We start from the raw sequence: 16955 nt of genomic DNA, 5'->3' as shown, positions 1-16955 counted from the left end.
TCAATACCCCAGAAGTTGGCAGATGATGGTGACGATGGCATCAGCGACGACAATCAGTACGATTGAGGTGACCACTGCGTTGGTGGCGGCAAAACCGACCGCTGATGCGCTGCGACCGCACTGCATGCCCCGAAAGCATCCGGCGGTGGCTACCAGTACGCCGAAAATCCCGGCCTTGATGATGCCGATGAGGAAATGTTTCAGTGGAACGGCTGATTGAACCTGCTGGTAGTATTCGAACATGGAGATGTCGAGCATGGCGGCGCTGACGATGGCACCACCGAGAATCCCCATGAAGTCCGCATAGATACAGAGCAGTGGCATCATCAGGCAAAGAGCCAGGAGGCGCGGCAGGACCAAAAATTCAATCGGTGAGATGCCCATGGTTTTAAGGGCATCAATTTCTTCATTGACCTGCATGGTCCCCAGTTGCGCGGCGTAGGCGGCGCCGGTACGACCGGCCATGATAATCGCTGTCATCATGGCGCCCATCTCACGGGCCATGCCGAGGCCGACCAAATCGGCGACGAATATCTGGGCGCCAAATAGGCGCAACTGAACAGCGCCAACAAACGCCAGGATCAGGCCGACCAGCATGCTGATCAGGGTGATGATTGGCAGGGCCGAAGGGCCGGCCCCTTCAATCTGGTAAAAAAGATCGGAAGCGCGGAAGCGGGCCCGGCCGCGAAACAGCTTGATAACGGCGTAAGATGTTTCACCGATAAAATCTAGCAGGTCTGTCCAGTTGCGGTGCATTTCGATGGTGACATTGCCGATACGAGTGAGAACCGGTTGTCCGAGGAAGGCACGGCGTGCGCCCTTTCTTTCCGGAACTGTGGCAGCAAGCTTCAGAAGCTTTTGTACCCCCATGGGCAGTCCGCTGTTGTCAATGTTGATCGGTTGCGGACATTTGCCGAGCAGGCTGATCAGGAAGGTCATCAGACCGGTATCCCAGTTGCCCAGTTGGGCACTGTCAAAGGTCAATAAGCGAAAGTCTGCAGAAGACCGGATCTGCTCAATCAGGGGGGCGACTTCGGGGATACCATCCACAAAGCGCCAGTCACCAGAAAAGCGCAAACAGATTTCGCTGCCAGATCTAGTGAGGGTATATTTGTCGTTCGTGGCAATTGGCATAATCAGTCGCTAGAAAGTATTTATTCTCTCAATGATATTCTATGAACAAAAATATCATGTGATTGGCTGAGTATCCAGTTGTCGCGGGAAAAGAGTTGCCGCAGTGTCGATTTCTGTGAGTTCTGCTAGAATTGGATGATCTTGTTTCAAGGAGTGCCATTATGTCTGTTGTAGAGGAAGTATTGCGCTATTGGTTTGGCGACAGTGGCGACGATTTGCAGATTCTAAAACAGTACGGCAAACTTTGGTTTGGAAAGGATGAACAGGTTGACAGGGATATTGATTCCCGTTTTTCCGCCGCGGTGGACGCTGCGGTTGAGTGGGGCCTGATCGACAGCGACGAATCTGTCGCGCAGAGATATCTGGTGACGATCTTGTTGCTTGATCAATTTACCCGTAATATCTATCGCGGTAAAGCCCGAGCTTTTGCTTATGATTCTGTCGCTTTGGATTTAGCCCTTAAGGCATTAATTGCAGGCCATGATCAACAGCTTCGGCCGATTGAGAGAGTTTTTCTTTATCTGCCGCTGGAACACAGTGAAAACCTGGAGCATCAAGATCGTAGCGTCGCGTTGTTCACACAACTGCAAAATTCCGTGGCAAAGCCGTTGCAATCTGCTTACGCTGGTTTTTTAGACTATGCCATCCGCCATCAACAGATTATTGCACGTTTCGGGCGTTTTCCGCACCGCAATCAGATTTTGGCTCGACCATCGAGTGCCGAAGAGCAAGAATTTCTATTACAGCCGAATTCTTCATTCTGAGTTTATTCACTGTGCCATTGAAGAAGGGTTGATTTATCAAGGTTTTTCCAGGGCATCAATAATGTTGACCCGGTTGCGCCCGGCATTCTTCGATTTATAGAGGCCACGATCGGCGGCATCAATCATCATTTGTTTGGTGATTTGTGGTCTGTCGGAAGAAAAAGTTGTGCCGCCTGCGCTGATCGTGACCTGTATCTGCTGACCATCAGCAATTGTCGCAATGCCCTCGACACTTCTTCTGAGGCGTTCGGCGAAAACCCTCATTCCCGACTCATTTGTCTCTGGCAGGATAACGGCGAATTCCTCTCCTCCGTAGCGGGCAACGATATCGCTAGGTCGCACAGCTCCCTCGATAACCCGGGCAATGTTCATCAAGACCAGATCGCCGGTGGGGTGGCCATAATTGTCGTTAACCTTCTTAAAGAAATCAATATCAAACATAATCAGGGAGACGGACCCCTGATAGCGCTTCGCTCGCGATAGTTCCTTGCTGAGAATTTCCTGAAAATAACGGTGGTTGTATAACCCGGTTAAGCCGTCGCGTGAGACCAACTCTTTTAAGCGTGAATTGGCGCCACGCAGTTCATTGGCCAGGCGCTCGGCCTTTTCCTTGGCCTCTTTGAGCTCCATGACCAGGTGCTCGTAAGACATGTTGAGGCGTCCGAGTTCGGCGTTGGCTTCTTGCAGCATCTGCGAATATGGTCTGAGATCACCTGGATCGAGTTCAAATGTCTTGAGAATGTCGATGCTTTTATTCGCGACATCATCGAGTAATATACGAACTTGATCGGGATCGAGATCGAAAAGTTCGACCATCTCTTCCTGTAGCAGGCGGACCTTTTCTGCCGTTTCCGTTTCGCTGTAAATCGCTGATAGGAGGTCTGCAATCCAGAGAATTTCGGTTGTCCGACGATGTTCTTCGGGAGCGCTGGTTGTTGAGTGATGATAATGTATCGGCATCGATATTGAGTCAGGTAAGCCCCAGTCCGAAACCAGAGTGAAGCCGAGTTGCTGGTGATCGAAGCCAAATTTGCTCTGCTCTAGTTCTGAGAGAGAAACACCGGTGTTTCTTCTCTCGCGAAGCAGTGCGGCATAGTCATCTCCCTTGCTCAGGTACATGATCAGCACGCCTATATCGTGGAGCAGTCCAGTGACAAAAATATCTTCATTTTTAACATTGAGAAGAGTGGTTAACAGTTCCGCGGCAACCGCTGACGTGACCGAGCGGCGCCAGAAATAGTCAAAGTTAAAGGTAGATTGTTTGTCTCCTCGCAGGTCCGCGGCAATGACAAAAGAGAGAGCGATGTTCTTTATGACGTTGGTGCCGAGAACGGATAGCGCACGTTCAACGCTGGTGACTTCGTTCGGTAAAGAATAAAAACCAGAATTGGCAACCTTCAGCATTTTTCCCGTTAAGGCCGGATCAGCTGAAATGATGCGTGCCAGCTCCTGTATAGAGGAGTCCTCATTCTGCACAGCGTTAAGAATCTGCACAGCAATTGCCGGAGGAGAGGGCAGGTTGATTTGCTCTTCAATTAATTTATGGATTTTTGAATTTTTTTGTTTTGGCATTTAAAGCACTCACATTACTAAAATTACAGGAAATTAATTATATCCATTGTCGTGAGAAATAATAGTAAAAAAATCCAACCTTGTCTTTATATTAAACCACGTCTGCGGCTTTCGTTTGCGATAAACCCTTTAATTCTGGGATTTAATTTGTGGTTTAAGTGGAGTTGTTTAATCTGAGGCAACGGGATTTTAGGCAGCCAAAGAGAAAACCAAATATCCGGAGTGCGATTATTTTTAAGGATGGCCATGCGAAGATTTGCCCGTTGTTGCCAGCGGCTGTGTCGGCCAATAATAGATATGGTTTCCGCCGAGGCATGTGGTCCATTAAGAAGCTGAAAAATTGAAGCTTCTTTGAGGTGGGGATTGTTCAGACAGACCTCGGTCAGTGCCGGGTTTCCATCTTTGATCAGTTCCGCAACAATATTCGCGGTTGCTCGCCGAGCCAAGGTCAGTTTATTGCCAAGTGGGATGGTTGGTAGCCGTTGCAGGATGACCCGTTCTGCAGCCAGCTTTTGGTCGACCGTCGCTCCGGCAAGTGAGCAGATATCAACCAGCTCAAACAGGTGCAATTGCGGCAGCAGGGTCCGAATGATGCGGCCTGGTGAAGAGGGATTCTTAACCAAGGCGAGAATCAGCTTATGATTTAATGGTTCTCCGGCTCGACGATGAATTTTATCGATGATTTCTTCGTTAAGGTTACGCCTTTTCAGCAGGGCGAGTAAGTGGTCAGGCTGGAGTTGGCGATTTTTAAGCGCTGCAATTATGACTTCCGGCTGTGGATCCAGAATGTGTTGATATAAAGATTCACTGCTCGCCGTAAGGGCCTGTTTGAGTCGTTCGACAAGTTGCTTCTCGAGTAGTGAGTTCTGACTCTTCATCGATTGCTAAGTGGTTAGAATCTTATTTTTAAGGATTAACAAGGTGAACGCCATTTCTGCTTTTCTGGCGATACTCTGAAGTTCGGCAAAGTGTTGTTCAAGAACCTGCAGACTGTCCTGTACGTAGAGAATACTGACCAGTCGATCGCGAACCAGCAAGGGGATGATCAGGGCCGTTTGTGGCGGTTTGGAATTGAAGAATTTAAGCAGATTACAGTTTTGCGGTGTGTCAGCGACGGTACCCAAGAAGTGGGATTTGCTCTTGACCACCAAGTTGAAAATTGAATGATCCTGAAGGGGGATGCTGAACTGATCGAACCCGGTCGGCTCGACACTGCCACAGGAGGACAGCCAGCCAGTTACGGTGGTAGAGCGGACCATTAGCAAACCGCTGGCGGAGTATTCCTGCCCAAGGAAATTTATCAGGGCTCTGGCGATATCGTTGCGGTCCGTTGCTGCTGCAAGTTGCTGATTCAGACTTGTTTGGGATGTTTCTAGCGTTGATGTGCCTAAATCGAAATATGCATCATCGGTTGGTTCTTCGCCGCCGTACTCTTCGTCGCCAAGTAGCGGCCAAGCGGCATCTTCTGGCTCTGCCTGAACGTCCTTTTTCTTTGCCGTATTTTTTTTTGCTGCCTTGGCGCGAAATTTAATCTGTGCTTCAAGGTTTTCAAAGCGAGGCGTTAGGTCCAACCCGTAATGTTTCTTCAGGGCTAACATCAGTCTGACTTCTGGAATGGCCAAGGGCACAATGATGTGATTGAGTTGAAAAGAAAGTTCATCGATATCGGCGAGATTTGAAGCATCGTTCATCGCCAGGAAAAGCTTACCTTTGTCTTTGTGATAGGGGACGATCCGGTATTTCAGGGCCAGTTTTTTCGGCACCAGATTGAGAATTGGATTAGGGACATTCATCAAAAGATCTGGTTTGATATAATGCAACTTCAGCTGTTTGCTGAGGACTTGGGCGAGATGCTCTTCGTTGATAAGTCCGAGCTCAATCAGGCTTGTTCCCAACCTGCCACCATAGATACATTGATATTCGATTGCTTCGTCAAGCTGGTCGGGAGAAATTTGTCCATCAGCAATCAGAAAGTCACCAAGGCGCCGCTGCAGGGCGGTGCTTTTTAATTGATACTCAGGTAGGTCCACGTTACACCTCTTTTTTTGATGAATAAGTGAGTATCCTAACAAAAAGTAGTCAGTTTGTAACGCCCATTGACAGATTATTATTATATCTGGCGGTTTCCTTCGATCTGGACTCATCGGGCTGAACTGCGTAAGTTGTTCAGCTCGCATAAATCTTTTCATATGTTTTTTTGAGGATGACATGTCATTTAGATGGTTGTTCGGTATCCTTTATGGAAAAAGTGGCCAATGAATTAGACGCTGAAAAAGAATGACAGACGAGGTTTATCCATACATATGAGTATCTCAGATCATGACCTGTTGATTTTTGACGGCGCTTGCGGCACCAGTTTGCAGCAGATGGAAATCCCCGGCGAGGCTTGGGGCGGTTGCGATGGCTGTAACGAGATTCTAAATTTAAGAGCTCCTGAATTTATCGTTGAGATGCACAAAAGCATGTATGAGGCCGGAGCGATGGTGGTTGAGACCGATACCTTCGGCGCTTCCAGTGTGGTGCTGGCCGAATACGGTTTGCAGGATCAAGTCAAGCAGATCAACCGCAGGGCGGTTGAAAATGCTCGAACGGCAGCGGCAGGAAAGGCAGGCCGTTATGTAGCTGGATCGATCGGGCCGGGAACCAAGCTGCCGTCTCTTGGTCACATCGAGGTCGCTGAACTGGCAGCCTCCACCCGCGAACAGATCGAAGCATTGCTCGAAGCCGGAGTCGATTGTCTGATTGTCGAAACCTGTCAGGACCTGCTGCAGACTAAAACGGCATTGGTTGCTGCCTTCGAGGTCCTTAACTCGGCCAAGCTGGAACTGCCGGTGCTGGCGTCTGTAACCATTGAGCAGCAGGGTACCATGCTGGTCGGCTCCGATATCGCTGCCGTTGTCGCCACGCTTGAACCTTATCCGCTTTATTCGTTGGGACTCAACTGTGCCACCGGTCCACGGGATATGGCTTCGCATATTAACTACCTCAGCCAGCACTGGTCGCAGCGTATTTCCTGTATCCCCAATCAGGGCTTGCCGGAAGTGGTCAATGATCAGACGGTTTATCCTTTAACTCCAGCAGAGTTCGCCGAGCAGATGCATCAGTTCGTCGTCGAACAGGGCGTGAGTGTCGTGGGTGGTTGTTGTGGTACCAGTCCAGAGCATATTGCCGCGTTGGTGGATAGGTTAAGCGGTCTCAAGCCGAAACAGCGGGAGATGAGCAAATGAAACCTTCAGTTGCCTCTCTTTATCAGGCTGTTGAGTTAAACCAGGAGATCCCGCCGCTGTTGATCGGTGAACGCTGCAATCCCAACGGTTCGAAGGCTTTTCGCGAAGCGCTGTTGGCTGAGGACTGGGACGCTTGTCTGAAGCTGGCTCTCGATCAGGAAGCTCGTGGTGCACAGGTGCTCGATATCTGCGTCGCTTACGCCGGACGCGATGAATTGGTCGATATGCGTCAGTTGGTCAAACTGTTTGCCGGCTCTTGCAAGGCACCATTGATGCTCGATTCAACCAGTCCTGAAACTCTGGAGGCGATCCTGCCGCTCTATCCCGGCCGGGCGATCATCAATTCGATCAATTTGGAAGATGGCGGCGCTAATCTGAACCAGATCTGCCAGTTGGCAAAAAAATATGGTGCTGCGGTTGTCGCGTTGACCATCACTGAAGAGGGGATGGCCTTAACCTGCGAGAAGAAGGTCGCCACCGCTAAACAAATCTACGCTCTGGCGGTCAATAAGCATGGGCTGCGCGCGCAGGATATTTTGTTTGATCTGTTGACCTTTACCGTCGGCTCCGGTGACGAGACCATGCGTGACGCGGCGATTGAGACCCTGGCGGCGATCAAACAGGTCAAGCAGGAGTTGCCCGGCGTCGGTTTTACCCTTGGGATCAGCAATATCAGTTTTGGCCTGCGACCGGTGGCGCGCAAGGTGCTGAACTCGGTGTTTCTGCACGAAGCGGTGGCGGTTGGTCTGAATACGGCGATTGTCGATGCGGCCAAGGTGCTGCCCTTTGCTGCGATCAGTGCTGAAGATCGTCAGCTCTGCCTTGATCTGCTGTTAAATCGCCATGAGTCAGCGCTGATGGATTTTATCGACCATTTTGAACAGGCGGTCGACGAGGTCGAAGAGGATGACGCCGATACGCTGTTGGAAGAGCAGTTGCGGCACAAGGTCCTCAACGGAGATAAGGACGGGCTGGAGGATCTGCTGGTCGAACTGCGTGGTCGCTGGCGTCCGCTCGACATCATCAACGGTCTGCTGGTGCCGGCGATGCGCGAAGTCGGCGAGCTGTTCGGCCGCGGTGACCTGCTGCTGCCTTTCGTCTTGCAATCCGCCGAAGTGATGAAGCAATCCGTCGGCCAACTGGAACCCTTTATGGATAAGTTGGAGGATGGCAGCCAGACCAGTATCCTGCTGGCCACCGTCGCCGGCGATGTCCACGATATCGGCAAAAATCTGGTCGATATCATCCTCTCCAATAACGGCTACAAAGTTTACAACATCGGCATCAAGGTGCCGGCGGAAACGATTATTGCCACGGCCAAGGAGTATGCCGTCGATGTTATCGGCCTCTCCGGCCTGCTGGTCAAATCAGCGCTACTGATGAAAGAAAATCTCAAACAGTTTCAAAATGTTGATTTGACGCAGCCGGTGCTGCTCGGCGGTGCTGCCTTGACCAGCCGTTTTGTTGCCGAGGACTGTGTGCCGCATTATCAGCAGCCGGTCATCTACTGTGCCGATGCTTTTGCCGGGCTCAAAGCGATTCGCGAATTCGAAGCTGGACAGCTTGTCTCGACCATCTGGGAAGCGACCGGCGTGGTACCGAATCGACCGGGGCCGCAGATTGAGGTGCTGGACCGTTCCTGTGCGGTGCCAGAAGTGCCGTTTGTCGGCCGGCGGGTGGTAGAGGATGTCGATAGCGAAAAACTTTTCGCTCTGCTCAATGAGGCGGCTTTGTTCCGTGGTCGTTGGGGCTATCGGCGTGGCAAAATGTCAAAAGCTGAATATACCGAACTGACCGAAAAAACCGTTCGGCCGCTGTTTCAACGTTTAAAAGATGAATCGCAAAGCGAAGGCTGGCTGCAGCCGAAGGTCGCTTACGGCTATTTTGATTGCGTTAGCGTCGGTGAGCAGTTGCTGGTGGAATCTGCAGCCGGACAAAAGGTTTTCAGTTTCCCACGTCAAGCCGCAGCGCCGGGTCTTTGCATCGCCGATTATTTCCGGCCGCAAGCAGAGGGCGGTGATAAGGTCGGGTTCTTTGTTGTCAGTATCGGTGATCGCTTGGCGGCTCGCACCCAGGAGCTGTACGCGGCAGACAGTTACCACGATTACCTGATGCTGCACGGACTGGGGGTGGAGTTGACCGATGCCCTGGCCGAGTACTGGCATGAGAAGATGCGCATCGAAATGGGTATTCAGCAACAAGCAGGCGACCCGGCAGCCTACGTTGCCCAGGGTTATCAGGGCTCGCGATATGGTTTCGGATACCCTTCCTGTCCCGATTTGAGCGCACACCGGCCGCTGTTTGAACTGCTGAAGGCCGAAGAGATCGGTGTCCGCTTGACCGAGTCATTTGAGATGGTGCCGGAAATGAGCACTTCGGCAATCGTTGTGCATCATCCGCAGGCGAAATATTTTGCTGTGTAAAACAGAGGGGGAACTTCATGCGCTATATCTGTACCTGTTGCGGTTACGTCTATGATCAGGAAAAAGGCGATGAGTTGAATAATATTGCGCCCGGAGTCGCATTTGAGGATCTTCCCGAGGCCTGGGTTTGCCCGTTGTGCTATGCGACGGTGGACAATTTTGATCCGCTTGATTGATATGGGTTAGTTTTCAGCCGTCGTGAGGTTTTTCTAAGGCGGTTGATTTACGTCAATGTTTTTGTCGGTTGACCTGTTACTGTCGGAGGTAATTAAACCTCAACGATAGCGAAGGTGGCCTGTGCGAAGATTATCTGTTTTAGCCCTGTTTTTATTCGTCTGTGGATTTCTGCCGGTAACCGTACTTGCTGAATCGACCATCAATTGTCATTGCTTTAAAGACCGTAGTTTCGATCAGCAAAATCCCGAAAAGGTTATCCCTTATCTGCTGGCGACAACGCAGAATTCTTTTCTCGCCGTGGCTTTTAAAACAGAGAAATTCCAGCTGGTCAAAGCGTTGATGAGTGGTGTTCCGTCAGGGCGTCTATGGACAGCACACTACCTGGCGAGCAAATACGGCGTGACCAGTAAATCGTTGCTGTTTGCCCGCAGTGAACAGGATAGCTGGAGTGCTGTATTGACCTCTGCAGACCTTTCGCAGGATCAACTTGATTCTCAAGTGATAGCGGCGTTGACAGCCAAAGCTGATGATGCGCGGCTTGCGGCGGCGGTGGTCGACGCAACCCTGCTTGCGCGACTCGCTGCCGATTCCGCTCAACTCCGTCAAATACGGGTCGCAGGTGCGGATAATCGTGAGACCATTTTAGCTTTTTTTCTTGCCCGGCGGACTGGGCAGCAGGCGACGGCTATTTACCAGTCCGTGCAGCAAGGAACGACCAATTGGGGGACTCTGGCTTTCGTTAATAATATGCAGATCGGCAAGATGGAAAAAGAGTTTGCTGCTTTGCTGAAATAGCCCCTGTTTCTTATTTTATCTTGGGTATTTGTGGCAGATTATTGAGGGCGGCAACATATCGATCAATATCAAAAGGTTCTCCCTCACGCATGACATCAAATACTTCTGCGACGACAACATTGCCGATCAGGTCTTTGGCATCGTCGCTGGCAAAACCCTCGGCTATGAGGCGCAGCAGGGTCTGTTTAGTTTCTGGTGGATCATTGCTGTCTACTTGAGTATCGACAACTTGGATTATTGCTTGTTTCAACCGGTCTTGCTTCGTCATCTGTTTTTCCTTTATTCGTGTTTGTTAAAAGAGCCGCCCCCGAAACAGAGATCGGGCGCGGCTTTGATGGGTCAAATTATAGGTCGTATGTTTAGAGAATACCGTCCAGATAAGCCGCGATATTGGTCCTGATCGGCATAAAATAAATATTGCCACCGTTATCGTTGGCAAACTGTAGCGCTTTTTTGGCGAAGTCGCGATTCCATTCCAGGGTTGGTTCAAAGTCAGGCGGGAAGATGGCGTTGTTCTTGTTTTCCCAGTAGTTTTGACTGTTCTCAGTCAACACCGGAGAAATGCCCCAGAAAACCGTACAATCCTGCATGAACCCCTGGTAAATTTCCATCAATCGTAAATCAAAAAATGGCTGGGTGAAAAAGGCCTCGGCGCCGGCATCCTGCTTGGCACGAACGTAGTCGATCTCTTCCTTAATGCCGTTTCGATAAGGGTCCATCCCGGCGTAAACCTTAAGGTGCGGCAGTTCCCGTTTGAGGCGGCGGATCATTTCCAGGCAGCTGGTGCGGTAGCACTTGTGGGCCATGTCCTGAGGCGGATCACCGGTAATAACCAAAACTGCTTCGATTTCAGGACTGCAGAGTTCGGCGTCGATATGGATCGGCTTGTTCGGGTCAAAATCGATGGCTCGCAGATGCGGAATGGTTTTGGGAAAGATTTTACCGGCAAGCGCACAACCATCCCAGCTGCGCAGGTCAAAGCGGAGAATGTCCGGAATATTGATTCGGTCGATATTGGGGAAATGCTCGTGGACCAGCTGCAGTTCTTTTAATAGTGATTCTTCGTTGCGCGGGACAAGTTCTATCGATACTTCGGTCATTAACCAGCCTTATGCGGTTGATTGCGTATGTTCGGATTCTTTTATGATCTGGGCACTGAAGATGTAAATGTCGGTATCAGCATCCTGCCAGTCGTTAGCGCGCAGACCGGCCTTTAAACAGGTTTGTTGGAGAAACGTCTGCAAATCCCAGTTTTGCTCAGTGGCGACTTGTGGTAGTAAGACGCCCCGGCTGAAGTTTTTTTCCAGATATATACCGTGGGTGCCGACCTCTATCAAGTCTATATCATCAATTTTTTCCAGTGGCGAGAGAACAGAGATCTCAAGGGAGAAATTGTCCAATTCATGTTCTTCCAGGGGGTGGAAGCGCGGATCTTTGCTGGCTGAAGCGACAGCTATCTCCGCAACTTCGAGAAACAATGGCCGCTCACTCTGGAAATTGCCGATACAACCGCGTAGTTGACCATCCTGTTTTATTGTGACGAAACAACCAGAACGTTCGTTGAGGTTTTTTTCTTCCCTGGGTAGTGGATGGTACTCTTGCCCATTGACGAGGTTGGTGATGGCTTCGCGGGCGATATTGAGCAGGACTGATGCATCTTTATCTGCTAGCATCCATACACTCCATATATTAATTGAGAAAAGTAGTCACGCTGTGGATTTGTTCATTTATAGTGTCTACAATAGATGTTCGCAACCTATTTATCTCATTTTACCTCTGATAATATGTATATAAATAACTTGGTCACTGCTTTATTTTATCCTTGATCATGAGTTGGAGATCTGCATTGAAAACATTCATTCAGCTTATCGTTTTACTGCTTTTCCTCGCAGTTGTGTCTGGTTGTGCGGTTAATCCGGTGACTGGGCGCAATGAATTGGCGTTGATGAGTGTTTCGCCGCAACAGGAAGCTGCCATGGGGAAGAAATCGTTCGCCCAGGCTCTGCAGAAAATGGGCGGAAGCTACCCGGATGCGGCTCTCAATTCTTTTGTCGACCAAGTCGGACAGCGGGTTGCCAGACGCAGCCATCGGCCAGAAATAAAATATTCCTTTGCCGTGGTCAACGATTCGGCGCCCAACGCTTTTGCACTGCCGGGCGGGTTCATTGCGATATCGCGTGGATTGTTGCTCAACCTGGAAAATGAAGCGCAGTTGGCAGCGGTGCTCGGCCATGAAATTGGACACGTCACCGCTCGGCACAGTGTTCAGGGGATGCAGCGCTCAACTTTGCTCGGCGCGACAGTCAGTATCCTTGGGGCCGTTGCCGGGGACTACGGGCAAATGGTTTCGCAAATCGGTGGTGTGACTGCAAATTTAGTAGATAAAAGATACAGCCGCGAGCAGGAAAGCGAATCTGACCAGCTCGGCATCGATTATATGGTGCAGTCTGGCTATGCTCCGCAAGGGGCCGTTGAACTGCAGGAGATCTTTTACCGCAAGATTGAAGGGGGCGGCGACTCTGGTTGGGTTGGAGGTTTGTTCCGCAGTCACCCTTTTTCAAAGGATCGACTCGACGCCAACCGTACCTATGTAAGCACGAGATACGCATCCAGCCGTTCTGCTTATGGTCTTGATCGTAGCAGTTATCGGCAGGCAATTGCGCCATTGCTTGAGAGCGAAAAGGCCTATGCTCTCTATGATCAAGCGCGAAAACTGGAAATAAAAGGTCAGGTCGATGCGGCGATCGAAAGCTATCATAAGGCCATGCAGCAGGCTCCTGAGCATGGTTTGCTGCTCAGTGCGCTGGGGATGGCTTACCTGCGTAAAGAGGATGTTATCCCGGCGCGACGTTACCTGCTGAAGGCGATTAATGCCGATGGCAGTTACTACCAGTCCCGGATGGGGCTCGGTTACGTTTATCTGATAAATAAGCAAGCGGCGCAGGCCTCTGCCCAGCTCAAAAAATCCCTCGAATTAATGCCGACCGTTCAGGCGGCCTACCTGCTGGGGGACGCTGAGCACGCACAGGGCCATCTTGTGCAAGCGCGTGAGTTATTCCAAGCGGTCGCCCGGGCGGATGCCGGTGGCAAGCTCGGGCAGGCGGCGCTGGCAAAACTTGAAAGGCTCGGACAATGAGTGGTCTTGATTGGCAGTGGCCATTAACCGCTGATGAAACACTTCTCTGGCAGGGGCGACCAGCCCCGCGATGTTACACCTTTCGCAATTGGAAACGCTGCGCGTTTGGGACTTTTATGTTTCTGGCCAGCAGCTTCTGGTTGATGCTCGCCTATGAACTGGTCAAAGCGGACGGTTACCCCTGGTGGTTGCTGCTGTTCCCAGCCCCCTTGGTGGTCGTATCCCTGTTGTTTGGCCCGGTCCCCTTGTTGTTGGCTCGGATTCGCTGGGAAAACGTCTTTTATGCTTTAACCGATGTGCGCTTGCTGGTGAGAGACGGTCATTTCTCCGCCCAGATCGATTCTTATTCCTTGAGCGAGGTCATCGATTGGCAGCAGAAACCTTTTAGTGAGCATCTGATTAGTTTGCGCCTAATGCTAAGGGGCCGCCCGTCTATCCTTCTGCACTGCCTGGAGCAACCGCAAAATCTGCTCGAACACCTCGAACGCGAAGTGAAAAAGCCCGTCAAAGAAGAGGATTCCGTTGACTTGCCCGGAAATGAGCCGTTATGATGCGCCGAATTTTGCTCTGTCGGGTTGATAGGAATTATGGATAAAGCTTTTTATTTAGAGACATTCGGCTGCCAGATGAACGTGGTCGATTCGGAACGGATTGTCGATCTGCTCGAAGGAATCGGCTATGCGCAGGTTGATTCGCCGGAACAGGCCGATCTGGTGTTGCTTAATACCTGTTCGGTGCGTGATAAAGCCGAGCGCAAGGTTTACGGCCATCTTGGACGTTTTAAGCCGATCAAAGACAAACGGCCTGATCTGATTATCGGGGTCGGAGGTTGTGTCGCCCAGCAGGAAGGGGAAACGATGCTGCAGACCGTCCCCTACCTTGATCTGGTCTTCGGCACGCACAATGTCCACCGTTTGCCGGAATTGGTGCAGCAGGTCGAGCAGAAACGGCAGCGCGGCAGCGCCACCGAATTTCTCGATCGTGAAACTCGTCTCAATCTGTTCCCGCAGCGCAGCGTACGCGATAATGTCACCCGCTTTGTCACCGTTATGCAGGGCTGCGATAACTTCTGCTCCTATTGTATCGTCCCCTATGTTCGAGGCCGGGAAGTGAGCCGGCCAAGCGCTGAAATCGTCGCTGAAATCGAAAGTCTGGTGACGCAAGGGGTCCGCGAAGTGACCCTGCTGGGGCAAAATGTCAATTCCTACGGGATCAAAGAAGAGGGTGAAATCTCTTTTTCTGAACTGTTGCATAAGATTAATGCGGTTGACGGGCTAGCGCGGATCCGTTTTGCCACCTCGCATCCAAAAGATATGACCGAAGAACTGATCGATTGTTTTGGGGCGCTGGATAAGCTCTGCAAGCATATCCACCTGCCGGTGCAGAGCGGTTGTGATCGAATCCTCAAGCTGATGAACCGCGGTTACACGATTGAGGATTATCTGCACAAGGTTGCACGCTTGAAGCAGGTCTGCCCGGAGATCCGCTTGACGACCGATATTATTGTTGGTTTCCCTGGAGAAGGGGAAGCCGATTTTCAGGCGACGCTCGATCTGGTCGAACAAGTGCGCTATGCTGACGCCTTCACCTTTCTCTATTCGCCGCGCAGCGGAACCGCTGCCTTTGAACTCAGCGATGATCAGTCGAGTGTGCAGAAAAAGCAGCGGTTCCAACGATTGCTCGATCTGCAGAATCGGATCGGTGAAGAAACCTGGCAGAGCGATCTGCAGCAGGTTTTGCAAGTGTTGGTCGAAGGGGAGAGCAAGCAGGGCGATGGTCAGGTCTTCGGTCGCACCACCTGGAACCGCATCGTTAATTTTGCTGGCAGTACCGACCTGATTGGTCAGGTTGTTTCGGTGAAGATAACCAAGGTTTTTCGAAATTCGAACTTAGGTGAGTTGCTTACTGACGTTTGACATCAAATGAGGGAGCGAAACATGATCGATCTGCATACCCATACTTTTTTTAGTGATGGTGGACTGGGACCGGCTGAGTTGGTGCGACGTGCTGCGGTTGCTGGCTATCGGGCGCTGGCTATCACCGATCACGCCGATCAGAGTAACACCAAGTGGTTGCTGTCGCAGTTGGTCGGTGTCGTTGATGAAATTGGGGCGGCCAATGGTATGCAGGTTTTAGCCGGGGTCGAGCTGACCCATGTACCGCCGCAGATGATCGCCGCTGCTGCGCAACTGGCCCGAGATAATGGTGCGGAACTGATTGTCGTGCATGGTGAAACCATTGTCGAGCCGGTTATGGAAGGCACCAACCGGGCGGCGATCGAAGCCGGAGTCGATATTCTTTCCCATCCTGGTCTGATCAGTGCTGAAGACGCGCAACTGGCCGCGGCAAAAGGGGTCTGCTTGGAAATCACCACGCGCAAGGGGCATTCTTTGACCAACGGTCATGTCGCCAAACTGGCCTTGCAGTATGGGGCCAAGCTGGTGATAGACAACGATGCGCATGGACCGGAGGATTTGGTTTCTCGGGAGATGTCACATAAGGTTGCTCTTGGGGCCGGTTTGACCAAGGAGCAGATACAGCAAGCGCGGCAGAACTCAGCAGACTTGGTGAAAAAAGCCAAGGGTTAGTCCGCGACTGGCGTTAAAATATCCGGGGACAGAATTCAATTCTGTCCCTTTTCCTTTTCTGGTGAGGACATGATGAACGATAACGATTTCGCTTTTCTTAAAGAACTGGTGGAAACTCCAAGCCCTTCCGGTTATGAGCAACCGGCGCAGCGGGTGATTCGGGCGCAACTCGAGGACGTTGCCGATGAGCTGACGACCGATGTCATGGGCAACTTGATTGCCCGTCTCGCCGGGGCAGGGGGGCCCAAAGTGATGATTGCCGGTCACTGTGACGAAATCGGTTTTATGGTCCAGTACGTCGATGATGAGGGTTTTATCTATTTTGGCGCCATCGGCGGAGTTGATCCACATTTGTCGCCTGGGCAGCGAATCCGTATCCATACGCAACATGGTGAAGTCAATGGCGTCATTGGTAAAAAAGCGATCCATCTGATAGAAGCGAAAGATCGTGATACGGTGATCAAATTGAAGGATCAGTACATCGATGTCGGCTGTTCATCGCGGGGAGAAGTTGAAAAGCTCATTCAGATTGGCGATCCGGTCACCTTTGCGGTCGGGGTTGAACGTCTGCAGGGGGATCGTCTTACCTCACGGGCTTTTGATGACAAAATGGGCGCTTTTATTGTGACCGAAGTATTCAAACGGGTTAAAGCTCAAGGGGGGGCAGCGGGGGATCTTTATTCTGTTTCCACCGTACAGGAAGAGATCGGTCTGCGCGGTGCTGCGACCAGCAGCTATGGTGTCAATCCGGATGTCGGTATTGTGGTCGAAGTGACACATGCCACCGATACCCCAGGCGTTGAGAACATCGGTATTGGCCAGGTTGACGTTGGTAAGGGGCCGGTGCTTGCTCGTGGTGCCAATATCAATCCGGTGCTGTTTGATTTACTGTTGAAGACTGCCCAACAGGAGAAGATCCCTGTGCAGGTCATTGGTGTGCCTCGGGCCACTGGAACCGACGCCAATGTCATGCAATTATCGCGCGGAGGTATTGCTACGGCTTTGCTTGGCGTGCCACTGCGTTACATGCACACGCCAGTCGAGGTGTTGGCACAATCCGATCTGGAAAACAGTATCAAGTTGCTGACCGCACTGGTACTGCGACTGGATAAGGATCAGTCGTTTATTCCGCAATAGAC

General features: G+C 51.2%; 17 protein-coding genes. 10 read left to right on the top strand and 7 right to left on the bottom strand.

Going from position 1 to position 16955, the window contains the following annotated elements; genetic code table 11:
* Entirely contained in the window at positions 1-1134 is a 1134-nt protein-coding gene (locus ACZ5PT_RS16320; protein WP_464264086.1) for an MlaE family ABC transporter permease, read from the bottom strand.
* 161 nt (positions 1135-1295) lie between these two features.
* On the opposite strand from ACZ5PT_RS16320, the gene ACZ5PT_RS16315 reads away from it, so the two are divergent.
* Positions 1296-1898 (top strand): DUF924 family protein, encoded by a 603-nt coding sequence (locus ACZ5PT_RS16315; protein ID WP_464264085.1) that lies wholly within the window; start codon positions 1296-1298, stop codon positions 1896-1898.
* 36 nt (positions 1899-1934) lie between these two features.
* Here ACZ5PT_RS16315 and ACZ5PT_RS16310 read toward each other — a convergent pair whose 3' ends face one another.
* From ACZ5PT_RS16310 to ACZ5PT_RS16300, 3 genes are all read right to left on the bottom strand, one after another.
* Positions 1935-3470: a sensor domain-containing diguanylate cyclase gene (locus ACZ5PT_RS16310; RefSeq protein WP_464264084.1), complete on the bottom strand. Its 1536-nt coding sequence runs from the start codon at positions 3468-3470 to the stop codon at positions 1935-1937.
* A gap of 86 nt (positions 3471-3556) precedes the next feature.
* Positions 3557-4348, bottom strand: coding sequence for a hypothetical protein (locus ACZ5PT_RS16305; protein WP_464264083.1), 792 nt, complete (start codon positions 4346-4348; stop codon positions 3557-3559).
* A gap of 6 nt (positions 4349-4354) precedes the next feature.
* A complete protein-coding gene (locus ACZ5PT_RS16300) occupies positions 4355-5500 on the bottom strand; it encodes a GspE/PulE/PilB domain-containing protein (RefSeq protein WP_464264082.1) in 1146 nt (381 codons plus the stop codon).
* 273 nt (positions 5501-5773) lie between these two features.
* On the opposite strand from ACZ5PT_RS16300, the gene ACZ5PT_RS16295 reads away from it, so the two are divergent.
* The 4 genes from ACZ5PT_RS16295 (at position 5774) to ACZ5PT_RS16280 (ending at position 10092) form a co-directional block, all read left to right on the top strand.
* On the top strand, positions 5774-6697 hold the full coding sequence (locus tag ACZ5PT_RS16295; RefSeq protein WP_464264081.1) for a homocysteine S-methyltransferase family protein: 924 nt from the start codon (positions 5774-5776) through the stop codon (positions 6695-6697).
* Entirely contained in the window at positions 6694-9120 is a 2427-nt protein-coding gene (locus tag ACZ5PT_RS16290) for a methionine synthase (protein WP_464264080.1), read from the top strand. Before ACZ5PT_RS16295 ends, ACZ5PT_RS16290 begins: the two co-directional genes overlap by 4 nt.
* 17 nt (positions 9121-9137) lie before the next feature.
* Positions 9138-9296, top strand: coding sequence for a rubredoxin (locus tag ACZ5PT_RS16285; protein ID WP_464264079.1), 159 nt, complete (start codon positions 9138-9140; stop codon positions 9294-9296).
* Positions 9297-9417: 121 nt separating this feature from the next.
* The gene (locus tag ACZ5PT_RS16280) at positions 9418-10092 is read left to right on the top strand and encodes a hypothetical protein (RefSeq protein WP_464264078.1); all 675 of its coding nucleotides are present in this window, start codon (positions 9418-9420) and stop codon (positions 10090-10092) included.
* 10 nt (positions 10093-10102) lie between these two features.
* Here ACZ5PT_RS16280 and ACZ5PT_RS16275 read toward each other — a convergent pair whose 3' ends face one another.
* From ACZ5PT_RS16275 to amrA, 3 genes are all read right to left on the bottom strand, one after another.
* On the bottom strand, positions 10103-10360 hold the full coding sequence (locus ACZ5PT_RS16275; protein WP_464264077.1) for a hypothetical protein: 258 nt from the start codon (positions 10358-10360) through the stop codon (positions 10103-10105).
* 91 nt (positions 10361-10451) lie between these two features.
* Positions 10452-11192, bottom strand: a complete 741-nt coding sequence (locus ACZ5PT_RS16270; RefSeq protein WP_464264076.1) for a methylenetetrahydrofolate reductase — start codon at positions 11190-11192, stop codon at positions 10452-10454.
* A gap of 9 nt (positions 11193-11201) precedes the next feature.
* Positions 11202-11765: an AmmeMemoRadiSam system protein A gene (amrA, locus tag ACZ5PT_RS16265; protein WP_464264075.1), complete on the bottom strand. Its 564-nt coding sequence runs from the start codon at positions 11763-11765 to the stop codon at positions 11202-11204.
* Between the two features lie 173 nt (positions 11766-11938).
* Here amrA and ACZ5PT_RS16260 point away from each other — a divergent pair, with 173 nt between their 5' ends.
* The 5 genes from ACZ5PT_RS16260 to ACZ5PT_RS16240 all read left to right on the top strand — a co-directional run bounded on the left by ACZ5PT_RS16260 (position 11939) and on the right by ACZ5PT_RS16240 (position 16953).
* Positions 11939-13228, top strand: a complete 1290-nt coding sequence (locus tag ACZ5PT_RS16260; protein ID WP_464264074.1) for a M48 family metalloprotease — start codon at positions 11939-11941, stop codon at positions 13226-13228.
* Positions 13225-13779 carry a hypothetical protein gene (locus ACZ5PT_RS16255; RefSeq protein WP_464264073.1) on the top strand — a complete coding sequence of 185 codons (555 nt, stop codon included), beginning with the start codon at positions 13225-13227 and terminating at the stop codon, positions 13777-13779. Before ACZ5PT_RS16260 ends, ACZ5PT_RS16255 begins: the two co-directional genes overlap by 4 nt.
* 36 nt (positions 13780-13815) lie before the next feature.
* Positions 13816-15144, top strand: a complete 1329-nt coding sequence (gene miaB, locus ACZ5PT_RS16250; RefSeq protein WP_464264072.1) for a tRNA (N6-isopentenyl adenosine(37)-C2)-methylthiotransferase MiaB — start codon at positions 13816-13818, stop codon at positions 15142-15144.
* A 21-nt stretch (positions 15145-15165) separates the two neighbouring features.
* Positions 15166-15816: a histidinol phosphate phosphatase domain-containing protein gene (locus ACZ5PT_RS16245; RefSeq protein ID WP_464264071.1), complete on the top strand. Its 651-nt coding sequence runs from the start codon at positions 15166-15168 to the stop codon at positions 15814-15816.
* Between the two features lie 72 nt (positions 15817-15888).
* Positions 15889-16953, top strand: a complete 1065-nt coding sequence (locus tag ACZ5PT_RS16240; RefSeq protein ID WP_464264070.1) for a M42 family metallopeptidase — start codon at positions 15889-15891, stop codon at positions 16951-16953.
* Positions 16954-16955: the final 2 nt, after the last annotated feature.

Source organism: Desulfuromusa ferrireducens (assembly GCF_055389805.1).
This window is presented reverse-complemented; position numbering and strand designations above follow the sequence as displayed.